This is a genomic window from Streptomyces lasalocidi (genome assembly GCF_005280215.1).
GTDB lineage: Bacteria > Actinomycetota > Actinomycetes > Streptomycetales > Streptomycetaceae > Streptomyces > Streptomyces longwoodensis.
In genome coordinates, this window is the sequence record NZ_SZNQ01000001.1 from 1,621,779 (window position 1) to 1,634,952 (window position 13,174).

The 13,174-nt window shown below is 75.3% G+C and carries 9 protein-coding genes and 1 tRNA gene; 5 read left to right on the top strand and 5 right to left on the bottom strand.

Annotation, left to right across the window (positions count from 1 at the left end):
* Positions 1–235: 235 nt before the first annotated feature.
* On the bottom strand, positions 236–1,291 hold the full coding sequence (locus E4U91_RS07210; protein ID WP_137306050.1) for an LLM class F420-dependent oxidoreductase: 1,056 nt from the start codon (positions 1,289–1,291) through the stop codon (positions 236–238).
* A gap of 198 nt (positions 1,292–1,489) precedes the next feature.
* On the opposite strand from E4U91_RS07210, the gene E4U91_RS07215 reads away from it, so the two are divergent.
* Both E4U91_RS07215 and E4U91_RS07220 read left to right on the top strand, forming a co-directional pair.
* Positions 1,490–2,476, top strand: a complete 987-nt coding sequence (locus E4U91_RS07215; RefSeq protein ID WP_137306051.1) for an aldo/keto reductase — start codon at positions 1,490–1,492, stop codon at positions 2,474–2,476.
* Positions 2,473–4,908, top strand: coding sequence for a helix-hairpin-helix domain-containing protein (locus E4U91_RS07220; protein WP_137306052.1), 2,436 nt, complete (start codon positions 2,473–2,475; stop codon positions 4,906–4,908). The genes E4U91_RS07215 and E4U91_RS07220 overlap by 4 nt, the downstream gene beginning before the upstream one ends.
* 155 nt (positions 4,909–5,063) lie before the next feature.
* Here E4U91_RS07220 and E4U91_RS07225 read toward each other — a convergent pair whose 3' ends face one another.
* Positions 5,064–5,768: a hypothetical protein gene (locus tag E4U91_RS07225; RefSeq protein WP_137306053.1), complete on the bottom strand. Its 705-nt coding sequence runs from the start codon at positions 5,766–5,768 to the stop codon at positions 5,064–5,066.
* Between the two features lie 47 nt (positions 5,769–5,815).
* On the opposite strand from E4U91_RS07225, the gene E4U91_RS07230 reads away from it, so the two are divergent.
* Complete coding sequence (locus tag E4U91_RS07230) at positions 5,816–6,004, top strand: DUF5703 family protein (protein WP_137306054.1); 189 nt, start codon at positions 5,816–5,818, stop codon at positions 6,002–6,004.
* Between the two features lie 86 nt (positions 6,005–6,090).
* Here E4U91_RS07230 and E4U91_RS07235 read toward each other — a convergent pair whose 3' ends face one another.
* The 3 genes from E4U91_RS07235 to E4U91_RS07245 form a co-directional block, all read right to left on the bottom strand.
* A complete protein-coding gene (locus E4U91_RS07235; RefSeq protein WP_137306055.1) occupies positions 6,091–6,861 on the bottom strand; it encodes a chaplin in 771 nt (256 codons plus the stop codon).
* 111 nt (positions 6,862–6,972) lie between these two features.
* Positions 6,973–7,206: a chaplin ChpH gene (gene chpH / locus E4U91_RS07240; RefSeq protein WP_067235126.1), complete on the bottom strand. Its 234-nt coding sequence runs from the start codon at positions 7,204–7,206 to the stop codon at positions 6,973–6,975.
* 144 nt (positions 7,207–7,350) lie between these two features.
* Positions 7,351–8,676, bottom strand: coding sequence for a M20/M25/M40 family metallo-hydrolase (locus tag E4U91_RS07245; RefSeq protein WP_137306056.1), 1,326 nt, complete (start codon positions 8,674–8,676; stop codon positions 7,351–7,353).
* Between the two features lie 205 nt (positions 8,677–8,881).
* Between E4U91_RS07245 and E4U91_RS07250 the strand changes: the two genes are divergently transcribed.
* Together E4U91_RS07250 and E4U91_RS07255 are read left to right on the top strand one after the other, a co-directional pair.
* Positions 8,882–8,969, top strand: a tRNA-Leu gene (locus E4U91_RS07250).
* 270 nt (positions 8,970–9,239) lie between these two features.
* Positions 9,240–13,097 (top strand): Pls/PosA family non-ribosomal peptide synthetase, encoded by a 3,858-nt coding sequence (locus tag E4U91_RS07255; protein WP_137306057.1) that lies wholly within the window; start codon positions 9,240–9,242, stop codon positions 13,095–13,097.
* The last annotated feature ends 77 nt before the right edge of the window (positions 13,098–13,174 follow it).

Consider the following 13,174-nt stretch of genomic DNA (forward strand, 5'->3'; position numbering starts at 1 on the left):
CTCTCCGCGTTCCGCACGGGTGTGTGGGACTCCGCGAACAACGAGTCAAGTGCGGCACGCCGGAGCCCGCAACAGTTCTGCCGGGCGGCTGGGCCGAACGGAGGACCACCGGGGGCGCCGGCGGCGTAACCGCCCGCGGCCCGGCGCGTTAGGAGGGTGACGGCCGTGGCGGGGAAGACCCCCGAGCCCCCACCACGGCCGCTGAAACCTTCCCGGGGTCCGCGCCCCCGACCTGTCAGGCGAGCCCGGCCCGCTCCAGCGCCTCGACGCCCGCCCGCAGCGACGCCAGCCGCTCGTCCAGGGTGAAGCCCGCAGGGGCCAGGGTGAGCGTGGTGACACCGACGGCGGCGTAGGCCTTCATCCGGTCGGCGATCCGGTCCACCGAGCCCAGCAGCGTCGTCCGGTCGATCAGCTCGTGCGGCACGGCCGCCGCGGCGCCCTGCTTGTCGCCGGAGAGGTACTTCTCCTGGACCTCGGCGGCGGCCTGCTCGTAGCCCATGCGCCGGGCGAGCTGGTTGTAGAAGTTCTGCTTGGCGCTGCCCATGCCGCCGACGTACAGCGCGGTGTACGGGCGGAAGGTGTCCGCGAGCCGGGTCACGTCCTTGTCGTCGCCGACCGCGAGCGGCACCGTCGGACAGACGTCGAAGCCCTCCATCGTCAGCCCCGTCTTCTCGCGGCCCGCGCGCAGGTGCCGGAGCGCCGTGTCCTCCAGGTGCTCGGCGGACGGGAAGATCAGCAGGGCGCCGTCGGCGATCTCGCCGGTCTGCTCCAGGTTCTTCGGGCCGATGGCCGCGATGTACAGCGGGATGTGCTCGCGCTGCGGGTGCACGGTCAGCTTGATGGGCTTGCCGGGGCCGCCGGGAAGCGGCAGCGTCCAGTGCTCGCCGTCGTACGTCAGCCGCTCGCGGCTCATCGCCCGGCGGACGATCTCGACGTACTCGCGCGTGCGGGCCAGCGGCTTGTCGAACTTCACGCCGTACCAGCCCTCGGAGACCTGCGGCCCGGAGACGCCGAGGCCGAGGCGGAAGCGGCCGCCGGACAGGGAGTCGAGGGTGGCCGCGGTCATCGCGGTCATCGCGGGCTGGCGCGCCGGGATCTGGAAGATGGCCGAGCCGACGTCGATCCGCTCGGTCTGCGCGGCGACCCAGCTGAGCACGGTGGCCGCGTCCGAGCCGTACGCCTCGGCCGCCCAGCACACGGCGTACCCGAGCCGGTCGGCCTCGCGGGCCACGGCCAGATTGTCCGCGTCCATTCCGGCACCCCAGTAGCCGAGGTTGATCCCGAGCTGCATGGCCGCATCCCCTTACCGATCAGTAACGACGCTGTCGCGGAGACCTTAGCGCGGGGGCCCGGCGACGGGCAGACGATGTGGCGAGCGTCGCGCCCGCCGGAGGTCTCCCCACCTGCGCGGAACCCCGCCGGGCCGGCTCTGGATCCGGTTGTCCACAGGCAACCCACGGCGCACCCCTGGCCAGTAATCTCGGCGTCCATGGAGCAGAGGCATCTCGGCCGTACCGGCCTGCGCGTGTCCCGCATCGGGCTCGGCACCCTGACGTGGGGCCGCGACACGGACGAGCACGACGCCGCGGACCTCTTGAAGACCTTCTGGGAGGCGGGCGGCACCCTCGTCGACACGGCGGACGTGTACGGCGACGGGGAGGCGGAGTACCTGCTCGGGCGGCTCATGGAGGGGCTGGTCCCGCGCCGGGACCTCGTCATCTCCACCAAGGCGGGCAGCGTGCCCGACCCCGACCGCCGCTTCGACGGCTCCCGCGGCCACCTGCTGTCCGCCCTGGACGCCTCCCTGGCCCGGCTCGGCACGGACCACGTCGACGTCTGGCACGTGCACGCCTACGACCCGGCGACCCCGCTGGAGGAGACCCTCCAGGCCCTCGACATCGCGGTCGCCAGCGGCCGGGCCCGCTACGCCGGGGTGTCCAACTTCTGCGGCTGGCAGCTCGCCAAGGCGGCCACCTGGCAGCTCGCCCAGCCGGGCGCCCGCACCCGGCTGGCCAGCACGCAGATGGAGTACTCGCTGCTCCAGCGCGGCATCGAGCGCGAGGTGCTGCCGGCCGCGCTGGACCTCGGCATCGGGCTGCTGCCCTCCTCCCCGCTGGGGCGCGGGGTGCTCACCGGGAAGTACCGGGGCGACGCCCTGCCGCCCGACTCGCGCGGCGCCTCCGACCACTTCGCGCCGTTCGTGGAGCCCTACCTCGACGACACGGCCGGCCGGATCGTGGACGCCCTGTCCACCGCGGCGGACGGGCTCGCGGTGACCCCGCTCCAGGTCGCCCTGGCCTGGGTCCGCGACCGGCCCGGGGTGGCCGCCCCGATCGTCGGCGCGCGCAACGCGCGGCAGCTCACGGCGGCGTTGTCAGTGGAGGCGCTTAGTCTTCCTGACGAGATCTGCCGGGCGCTCGACGACGTGTCGGCGCCGGTGCACCGCTATCCCGATCACGACTGGAGCACGCTGTGAGCACGGAGCCGGAGACCACGGAGAGCGCCGAGCCGGGGAAGCCGGAGGACGCCGTGCGGAGCGGCACGTCGACGGACGGGCAGGGCGCGGACCGGCCGAGCGCGGACGGGCCGGGCGCGGACGGGCCGGGCGCGGACGGGCCGGGCGCGGACGGGCCGGGCGCGGACGGGCCGGGCGCGGACGGGCCGGGCGCGGACGGGCCGGGCGCGGACGGGCCGGGCGCGGACGGGCCGGGCGCCGACGATTCCCCGAACTCCGCCGACACGACCGAGCCCGCGGACACCGCCGACTCCACCGACTCCCCCGACACCACCCAGCCCGCCGACACCACCGAGCCCGCCGCAGCCGAAGGCTCCCCCCAGCTCAGTGAGGCCGAGGCCGAGCTGCTGGCGCAGAAGCTCGAGCGGGAGCGGATCGAGCAGCGCAAGGCCGAGAAGAAGGGCCCCATCGCCAGCGGGACCAAGCTGAGCGGTCCCGCCGCCGACCTGCTCGCCGCCGTTCGGGCCGTGGAGAGCGGCGAGAAGCCCGTGGCCGCCGTGTTCGACGAGCCGCGGCCCGCCCCGCGCCGCCCCGCGCCGGAGCCGGTCCGCCGACCGCAGCCGGTGCCGGCCGCGCCCGTGGCGCCCGACACCCCCGCGCCGCAGACCGTCGACGGCGTGCGCCGGGTGCTGGCGGCGGGGAGCGCTCCCGAGGCGCTCGCCCCGCAGGTCGCCGCCGCGCTCGGCGAGGGCGCGGAGGAACTGCTCCGCGAGGACCCCTGGCAGCTGCTGCGGGTCACCGGGGTGCGGCCGGAGCAGGCCGACGGGTTCGCGCGGGCCCTGCTGGGCGCCGAGTGCCGGCCGGACGACGAACGCCGGACCCGGGCGGTGACGGTGTGGCTGCTGGAGCAGGCGGCCCTGGCCGGACACACCGCGCTGGAGCTGTCCGCGCTCGCCACCGCGCTGGCCCGCCAGGGCGTGCCGGACGCGGACACCGCCGTGCAGAGCACGCTGGCCGAGGGCGAGGCGCTGGTCTTCCAGGACGCCCTGGACGAACCGGGCGCCCGCCCCGGCACCGCCCCGTCGACCCCGGCCGCCTCCTCGGCGCCGCCGGCCGCCGCGGGCGACGGCGCGGACGACACCGAGGGCGAGCAGGAGGAGGGCGAGGAGGAGCGACCGGTCCGGGTCCTCGTCGGGCTCGAGCGGTACGCGCTCGCGGAGGAGAGCCTGGCCGACGGCCTGGCCCGGATCGTCAACTCCCTGTCCAAGGATCCCTCCCCGGAGTGGGAGGCGGCCGCGGCGGCGGCCTCCGGCAGCACGGCCGAGCTGATCCGCGCCGCCGCCGGGCACGGCCTGGTGCTGCACACCGGCGGCGAGGCGTCCCGCGCCGAACCGGCCGCGCTGCTCACCATGGCCCGCGGCCTCGGCCTGCGCGCGGTGGCCGCCTGCCACACCCCGGACGGCCGGCGCCGGTTCGCGGCCCTGCTCGGCGCCGAGGACCCCGTGGTCACCGTCGCCGGCCTGCTGGCCGGCACCGAGGGCCCCGGCCGGGACGCGGAGGGCGCCCTGGACCTCGATGTCCTGGTCGTGCTGGACGCGCCGCAGCTCGACGTGGAGGGCGCGGCGATGATCGTGGAGTCGCTGCCCGACGGGGCGCGCCTCGTGCTCAGCGGCGACCCGGCCGTGCTGTGGTCGGCCGGGCCGGGCCGGGTCTTCGCCGACCTGCTCGCGGCACGCACCTGCCCCCAGGTCGCCTCGCGCACCCCCGACCCCGGTCCCCTCGGGGAGCTGGTCTCGGGCGTCGGGATCGGCGAGCTGAACCAGGTCGACGCGCCCGGCAAGGAGGTCGTGATCGTGCCGGTGCGGGACGCGGGCGAGGCCGTGCACCGCACGGTGCAACTGGTCGCCGACTCGGTGCCGCGGGCCCTCGGGGTGCCCCCCGAGGACACGGTGGTGATCACCCCGGGCCACGGCGGCGCGGCCGGCACGCGCGTGCTGAACGCGGCCCTGAAGGAACGGCTGAACCCGGGTCCCGGCCGGTTCGGCGGCTTCGACCCCGGTGACCGCGTCGCCTACTCCCCCGCCCCGGGGCGTACGGTGCCGGGCCAGGTCGTGGGGGCCGACGCCGAGGGACTGCACCTGTCCTGCGCGGACGGCGCCGTCGTCGTACCGAAGGAGCGGGTGGAGCAGGCCGTGCGGCACGGGTGGGCGCTGACCGCGCACCAGGCCGTGGGCAGCCGTTGGCCGGCGGCGGTCGTCGTCCTGCCCGGGGACGCCGCGCAGGCGCTGTCCCGGCCGTGGGTGTACACGGCCTTCGGCCGGGGCGAGCGGCACCTGTCCGTGGTGCACGGGGTCGAGCAGGCCCTGCCGAGGGCGGTCGCCGAGGTCACCGCCAAGCCCCGGACGACGCGTCTGCCGGTGCTGCTGCGAAGCCAGGTCCCGGCGGCGCAGTAGCCGCCGGCCTCCGCACGGCCGACACGACAGCGGAGCAGTGCGGAGGCGCAGCGGGCACGGCAGGAGGCACGGCAGCGGGCACGCGCACGGCGCCGGTCACGGGAGACCCGTGCTGACCGGCGCCGTTCACCGAGCCGCGGGGACCGCGGGACCGCTCAGCGGTCCGCGTCCAGCGGCTCCAGGTCCTCGTCTTCCGCCAGCCCCAGCTCGCCCTCGATGTCGTCGTCCTCCTCGTCGTCGGGGCCGTCGAGTTCGTCGTCGAAGACGGCACTGACGTCGAAGCGGCACACCACCTGCTGGGGCTCCGGCTCCTCGAACGGCGACTCCAGCCACTCACCGGGCTCGGCCGGCTCGTCCGCGGCGACCACCCAGAGCGTGGAGTCGCCCTCCTCCAGGCCGAACTCCTTGTGCCGGGAGGCGATCTCGTCCGGCTCGAACTCGCCGAACAGCAGTCCCAGCGCCCCGTGCACGGTGCGCGAGCCGCCCGCTCCCGCGCCGGGGAGCTCCTCGTCCGCGGCCTCGATGCGCTGTGCCTGCGCCAGCAGTCGCTGGGGCTCGGCCACCGCGTAGTCGCGGCGGATCAGCACGCTGAGCGCGCTCGGCTCCTCCGGTCCCGCGTACGGCGGCAGGCTGTCCTCCGCGCCGGGGATCTCGAAGGGCGTGACCTCGTCGTACCGGTCGTAGAGCAGCTCGTCGTACGTTTCCGCGGCCGCGGCCAGCTGGTTGAACGCGTCGTAGACGGCGGGGTCGTCCTCCCCCGACCGGCGTTCGACCGCGGCCAGGTGGCGGTCGAGCGCGGCCTTGACCGCCTCGGCGGCGGCGCGTACCTCGGCAGCGGTGGGCTGCGCAGCATCAGACATAGTGCAGACGCTATCCGTACCGGGCCCCAGACCGCACAATAGATGCGATGCCGGAATACGAATTCGTCGACGTGCACGTGCCGCGCGGGGTCTCCCGCAAGGAGGCGGCGCGTCTGCTGACCGACCACGCCGAGTACGGACACTGGGAGCTGCACCGTCTGAGCCTCATGCGGGACGGCAGTCGCAAGGTGCGGCTGCGCCGGCGGATCATCCGCCAGGTACGCGCCACATGGTGAGCTGAGACGGCGACCGGGCGACGCACGACGGAGCGGGCCCCACCCGGGTGGTGGGGCCCGCTCCGTCGTGCCGTGCGCGTGCGGGGCTACGCCGAGGCCCGCGCCCGGCGGTAGAGGACCGCACCGGCGAGCAGCGCCCCCGCGCCGGCCGGCAGGGCCAGGCCCAGCGGGACGTCGCCGCCGGTGTGGGCGAGCTGGGCGCCCACCTCGCTCCGTCCGGCCGCCTGTACGGCGGATCCGGCCGGGGTGACGTGGCCGGGTCCGCCCTGGGCCTCGACGCCGCCGCCCGGCTTGCCGGGGTGCTGCGGGTGGCCCGGGTGGTGGTGGCCGCGGTCGCCGCCCGGCCCCGGCGCGTTGGCGCAGTCGTTGCCGAGCACCGCGTTGCCGACGCCGATGACGTCGACGCTGTTGCCGCACACGTTGACCGGTACGTCGACCGGGACCTGGACGTGGTTGCCGGAGCCCACGCCGGGCGAGCCGCCCGTGTGTCCGCCGGCCTGCGCGCCGCCGGAGCCGCCGTGCGCGCCGGAGCCGCCGCCCGCGTGGCTGCCGCCGCCGTGGCTCCCGCCTGCGTGGCTGCCGCCGTGGCCGCGCGGCTTCCCGTTGTTCCCCTGCCCGGTGTTGGCGCAGGCGTTGCCGACCGACGGGTTGAGGGCGCCGACCACGTCGACGGTGTTGCCGCAGACGTTCACCGGTACGTGCACCGGGGCCTGCACGGTGTTGCCCGACAGGACGCCGGGCGAGTGGGACGTGGAGCCGGTGGCTCCCGCGTCGGCGTGGGCGTAACCGCCGGCGGCGGCGATCACCCCCGTCGCCGCCGCCATTGTCATGAGGCCCTTGCGGGTGACGTGTCGCACTGCTGCATCCCTGCCTTCCGCCTGGAGAAGAATCCTGGAGAAACGCCGGTCCCGGAGCGCAGGCGCACGCTCCGGGACCGACCGTGTGGACGAGCCCTCAGCGGGCGGGCGTCACTTGTTGAAGCAGGTGTTGCCGAAGGCGGGGTTCAGGAGCCCGATCACGTTGACCGTGTTGCCACAGACGTTCACCGGCACGTGCACGGGCACCTGGATGACGTTGCCGGACACGACGCCCGGGGACTGCACGGCGGCACCCTGGGCACCCGAGTCGGCGACGGCCAGGCCGGCACCCGCGAGCACCAGACCACCGGTGGCAGCCGCGGCAGCGACGATCTTCTTGATCATTGTTCCTCCTACGTAGGTAAGGCGATCCCAAGTGCGGATCACGTCACCTGTAACGAGGAGGAGGTAATCGGGCTACGAGCTTATCGTCGGATTCACTCTTCCCGGCCGTTTCGCACGGGCGCCCGATTACCTGGTCTTCTCCCGTCAGGACGCGTCGATGAAGCGGTCCAGGACGCGCACGCCGAACTGCAGTCCGTCCACCGGCACCCGCTCGTCCACCCCGTGGAACATGCCCGCGAAGTCCAGCTCCGGGGGCAGCTTCAGGGGGGCGAAGCCGAAGCCGCGGATGCCGAGGTCGTCGAAGGACTTGGCGTCGGTGCCGCCGGACAGCATGTAGGGGACGGCCTTGGCGATCGGGTCCTCGGCGATGAGCGCGGACTGCATGGCCTCCACCAGGGCGCCGTCGAAGGACGTCTCCAGGGCCTTGTCGGAGTGGACGTCCTCGCGGCGCACGTTCGGGCCGAGGAGCCGGTCGAGGTCGGACAGGAACTCCTCCTCGTGGCCCGGCAGGAACCGCCCGTCCACGTGCGCGGTGGCCTCGCCCGGGATGACGTTGACCTTGTAGCCGGCGTTCAGCTGGGTCGGGTTGGCGGTGTTGCCGAGGGTCGCCCCGATGAGCTTGGCGATGCCGCCGAGCTTGGCGAGGGTCGCCTCCATGTCCTCCGGGTCGAGCTCGGTGCCGAGGGCGTCGCCGAGTTCGTCGAGGAAGGCGCGGGTGGTCTTGGTGACCCGGACCGGCCACTTGTGCCGGCCGACGCGGGCGACGGCCTCGGACAGCTCGGTGATGGCGTTGTCGCGGTGGATCATCGAGCCGTGGCCGGCGGTCCCGGCGACGGTGAGCTTCATCCAGTGCATGCCCTTCTCGGCCGTCTGGATGAGGTAGAGCCGCCGCTGCTCGCTCACCGTGAACGAGAAGCCGCCGACCTCGCTGATCGCCTCGGTGACGCCCTCGAACAGGTCGGGGTGGTGGTCGACGAGGTGGCGGGCGCCGTAGGTGCCGCCCGCCTCCTCGTCGGCGAGGAAGGCGAGGACGATGTCGCGCGGCGGGCGGCGGCCGCTGCGCAGCCGGTCGCGCACGACCGCGAGGGTCATCGCGTCCATGTCCTTCATGTCGACGGCGCCGCGCCCCCACACGCACCCGTCGGCGACCTCGCCGGAGAAGGGGTGGTGGGTCCAGTCGGCCGCGTTGGCCGGGACGACGTCGAGGTGGCCGTGGATCAGGAGGGCGGGCCGGGACGGGTCCTCGCCCTCGATGCGGGCCACGGTGGAGGCGCGGCCCGGGTGGGACTCGAAGATCCGCGGTTCGAGGCCCACCTCGGCGAGCTTCCCGGCCACGTACTCGGCGGCGGCGCGTTCACCCGGCCCCGAGTGGTCTCCGTAGTTGCTGGTGTCGAACCGGATCAGCTCGCGGCAGAGGTCGACGACCTCGTCCTCGCCGGTGACCGTCTGGGCCGGGTCCGTCTCGCTCACGCTGCTTCCTCCCGCTGTCACTGCTGTGGGTCCCCCTCATCCTCCCCCTCCGGCACGCCGGGGCCCAAGGCCGGTCCCGGCCCGTCACACCGCGTTCACGCCGGGCGGGCCCGCCGGGCCGGACCGGCCCGTGATCGGTCACCCCGGAAAGCCTGGTAATGTTTACGTCGTCGCCGCAGGGGAAACCCCGGCCGACAGACACCTTGTCCGGGTGGCGGAATGGCAGACGCGCTAGCTTGAGGTGCTAGTGCCCTTTATCGGGCGTGGGGGTTCAAGTCCCCCCTCGGACACCAGCAAGGGCCCGACCAGTCTGACTGGTCGGGCCCTTCGTCGTCGGATGTGGGCGATCTCTCGTCGGTCCCGGAAACGGCGAGGTCAGCGGCGACGTCCACGGCCCGGCACTCCCCCGAACGGCCGTCCCCGGGTGGCGGGTTGAAAGGGCCGAAGCCACTCTCGTACTAAAATTTCCGGCTTGTTGTGAAGCTGGAGCCGGACAACCCCAGGCAGACCTGCGGGCCCCGCCAGCGCCCCGGAGGATCCCGGGTGACAGACGCGAGGACCCGATGGCCGCGATACAGCAGAGCAGTGCGCTCGGCCTGCTCGATGAGGACCTGCCCGATCCCTTCCCCGGCACGGCCCGCTACACCGGCGGCCCGGCCGCCTCCCCGCGGACGCTGGTGGACGTGTTCGACGCGTCCGTGCGCGCCCACCCGGACGAGATGGCCCTGGACGACGGCACCGGCCGGCTCACCTACCGTGCGCTGGCCGCCGAGGTCGAGCGGCTGCGGCGCCGGCTGGCGGCGGCCGGGGTCGGGCGCGGGGACCGGGTCGGGGTGCGGGTGCCGTCGGGCACCAACGCGCTGTACGTCACGATCCTCGCCGTCCTGGCCGTGGGCGCCGCCTACGTGCCGGTCGACGCGGAGGACCCGGACGAGCGGGCCGAGCTGGTGTTCGGCGAGGCCGGGGTACGGGCCGTCGTGAGCGGCGGTGCCACGGTCACCGTCGCGGGCGGGGGCCGCGGGGCCGGTGCCGCCCGGCCCGGCGCCGAGGACGACGCCTGGATCATCTTCACCTCCGGTTCCACCGGGAAGCCGAAGGGCGTCGCCGTGCGGCACCGCAGCGCCGCCGCGTTCGTGGACGCCGAGGCCGCGCTGTTCCTCACCGAGGAGCCGATCGGGCCCGGGGACCGGGTGATGGCCGGGCTGTCGGTGGCGTTCGACGCGTCCTGCGAGGAGATGTGGCTGGCCTGGCGGTACGGCGCCTGTCTGGTGCCGGTGCCGCGCGAGCGGGTGCGCAGCGGTGCCGACCTCGGGCCGTGGCTGGTCGAGCAGGAGATCACCGTCGTGTCGACGGTGCCGACCCTGGCCGCGCTGTGGGAGCCGGACACCCTCACCGACGTACGGCTGCTGATCTTCGGCGGGGAGGCGTGCCCGCCCGAGCTGGCGCAGCGGCTGGTGACCGAGGGGCGCGAGGTGTGGAACACCTACGGGCCGACCGAGGCGACCGTGGTGGCGTGCGCCGCGCTGATGACCGGCGAGGAGCCGGTGCGGATAGGGCTGCCGCTGCGGGGCTGGGAGCTGGCCGTCGTCGACGGGGCCGGGGAACCGGTGCCGCTGGGCGGCAGCGGCGAGCTGGTGATCGGCGGGGTGGGGCTCGCCCGCTACCTCGACGCGGACAAGGACGCCGAGAAGTACGCGCCGCTGCCCGCGCTCGGCTGGGAGCGGGCCTACCGCAGCGGTGACCTGGTGCGGGCCGACCCGGAGGGCCTGGTGTTCCTCGGGCGGGCCGACGAGCAGGTCAAGCTCGGCGGGCGGCGCATCGAGCTGGGCGAGGTGGACGCCGCCCTGCAGGCGCTGCCCGGGGTCGCGGGCGCGGCGGCGGCGGTGCGCACCGCGCGCGGCGGCAACCAGCTGCTCGTCGGGTACGTCGTCCCGCAGGACGGCTGGGACCCGGCGGTGGCCGTGGCGAAGCTGCGCGCGGAACTGCCCGCCGCGCTGGTGCCGTTGCTCGCGCCCGTCGACGAGCTGCCGACGCGCACCTCGGGCAAGGTGGACCGCGCCGCCCTGCCCTGGCCGCTGGAGGGGTTGGGGAGCGGGGGCCCGGCGGAGGAGCTGTACGGCACCGAGGCGTGGCTCGCCGAGCAGTGGCACGAGGTGCTCGGCGTCCCCGTGAGCGGCGCCTCGGACGACTTCTTCGCGATCGGCGGCGGCAGTCTGGCCGCCGCCCAGCTCACCACCCGGCTGCGGACCCGCTATCCGAGCGCGGCCGTCCTGGACGTCTACCAGCACCCGACCCTGCGCAAGCTGGCCCGCCGGCTGGAGCGGTCCGCGCAGGACGACACCGCCGGCCGGACGGTCGTGCCGGTGCCGAGGCGGGCGCAGGCGGTCCAGCTGGCGCTGCTGCTCCCCCTGTTCACCCTGCTGGGCCTGCGCTGGACGCTGGCGCTCGCCGCGCTGGGCGCGCTGCTGCCGGGCTACGCGTGGCTGCCGTCGGCGCCCTGGTGGCTCCTGGCCGCCGGTGCGCTGGTGCTGTTCAGCCCGCCCGGCCGGATCGCCCTGGCCGCGGGCGGGGCACGGCTGCTGCTCGGGGGCGTGGGCCCGGGCAGGTATCCGCGCGGCGGCGCGGTCCACCTGCGGCTGTGGACGGCCGAGCGGCTGGCCGAGGTCACCGGTGCCACCGCGCTGACCGGCTCGTGGCTGCAGCGCTACGCACGGGCCCTGGGCGCGAAGGTGGGGCCGGACGTGGACCTGCACGCGCTGCCGCCGGTGACCGGTCTGCTCAAGCTGGGCCGGGGCGCGGCCGTGGAGTCCGAGGTCGACCTGTGCGGGTACTGGCTGGACGGCGACCGGCTGGAGATCGGCGCGGTGAAGGTGGGCGCGCATGCCGTGGTCGGCACGCGCAGCACGCTGCTGCCGGGCGCCCGGGTCGGCAAGCGGGCGCAGGTGGCGCCGGGTTCCGCGGTCACCGGGCAGGTCCCGACCGGGCAGCGCTGGGCGGGCGCGCCCGCGGTGAAGCTGGGGCGGGCCAAGCGTGCCTGGCCCGAGGAGCGTCCGCCGCGCAGCCGGGTCTGGGGGGCGCTGTACGGCCTGTCCGGGGCCGGCCTGGCGCTGCTGCCGGTCGTGTCGGGCGCCGTGGCGCTGCTCGTGGTGAGCCGGTTCGTGGACGCCGGTGACCCGTTGCCGGGCGCGGCGCTCGCCCTGGTCCCGGCGACGCCGGCCTACGGCCTGGCGTACGCGCTGCTGATCCTGCTGGCCGTACGCCTGCTCAGCCTGGGGCTGCGGGAGGGGACGCACCCCACGCACAGCCGGACCGGGTGGCAGGCGTGGACGGTGACGCAGCTGATGGACCGCTCCCGCGAGACGCTGTTCCCGCTGTACGCCGGGCTGGTGACGCCGGTGTGGCTGCGGCTGCTGGGCATGCGGATCGGGCGGCGGGCCGAGGTGTCGACGGTGCTGGCGCTGCCCAGCCTGACCACGGTGGGCGAGGGCGCGTTCCTCGCCGACGACACGCTGACCGCGCCGTACGAGCTGGGCGGCGGCTGGATCCGGGTGGGGCGGGCGCGGATCGGGCGGCGGGCGTTCCTCGGGAACTCCGGGATGACCGCGCCGGGCCGCCGGGTGCCGGACGGCGGGCTGGTCGGGGTGCTGTCGGCGACGCCGAAGAAGGCCAAGAAGGGCAGCTCCTACCTGGGGCTGCCGCCGGTCCGGCTGCCGCGCAGCACCGCGGGCGGCGACCAGAGCCGCACCTACGAGCCGCCGGCGCGGCTGCTGTGGGCGCGCGGGCTGGTGGAGCTGTGCCGGATCGTGCCGGTGTTCTGCTCGGCCGGGATCGCCCTGCTGACCGTGGCGGCCCTGTGCGCGCTCGGGGCGTGGGCGCCGCTGCTGTGCGGCGCGGTGCTGCTCGGGGCGGGTGTCCTCGCGGCCGGGTGCTCCGTCGTCGCGAAGTGGCTGCTGGTGGGGCGGCACCGGCGGGGCGAGCACCCGCTGTGGAGCGGCTTCGTGTGGCGCAACGAGCTGGCGGACACGTTCGTCGAGGTGCTGGCCGTGCCGTGGCTGGCCGGTGCCGTGCCGGGCACGCCGGTGATGACGGCGTGGCTGCGCGGGCTCGGCGCGCGCATCGGCCGGGGCGTGTGGGTGGAGAGCTACTGGCTGCCGGAGAGCGACCTGGTCACCCTGGAGGACGGGGCGACCGTGAACCGGGGCTGTGTGCTGCAGACGCACCTCTTCCACGACCGGATCTTGCGGACGGATACTGTGGTCCTCCGTGAGGGTGCCACGCTGGGCCCTGGCGGGATCGTGCTGCCCGGCAGCACGGTGGGGGCCCGCGCGACGCTGGGTCCCGCGTCGCTCGTCATGGCCGCGGAGTCCGTCCCCGACGGCACCCGCTGGCTGGGCAACCCGATCGAGGCGTGGCGCCCGTGAGCGCCGGCCGGCCGGTGCCGGAGGGCGGTGGACCGGCGGCACAGGGCAGCGGCACGGCGCAGGGAGCGGCAACGGCA

Bases quoted from the DNA above. Each gene is read 5' to 3' on its own strand.
- E4U91_RS07215 (WP_137306051.1), top strand. From the start codon at position 1,490: ATGGAGCAGAGGCATCTCGGCCGTACCGGCCTGCGCGTGTCCCGCATC.
- chpH (WP_067235126.1), bottom strand. From the start codon at position 7,206: ATGATCAAGAAGATCGTCGCTGCCGCGGCTGCCACCGGTGGTCTGGTG.
- E4U91_RS07225 (WP_137306053.1), bottom strand. From the start codon at position 5,768: ATGTCTGATGCTGCGCAGCCCACCGCTGCCGAGGTACGCGCCGCCGCC.
- E4U91_RS07210 (WP_137306050.1), bottom strand. From the start codon at position 1,291: ATGCAGCTCGGGATCAACCTCGGCTACTGGGGTGCCGGAATGGACGCG.
- E4U91_RS07255 (WP_137306057.1), top strand. From the start codon at position 9,240: ATGGCCGCGATACAGCAGAGCAGTGCGCTCGGCCTGCTCGATGAGGAC.
- E4U91_RS07230 (WP_137306054.1), top strand. From the start codon at position 5,816: ATGCCGGAATACGAATTCGTCGACGTGCACGTGCCGCGCGGGGTCTCC.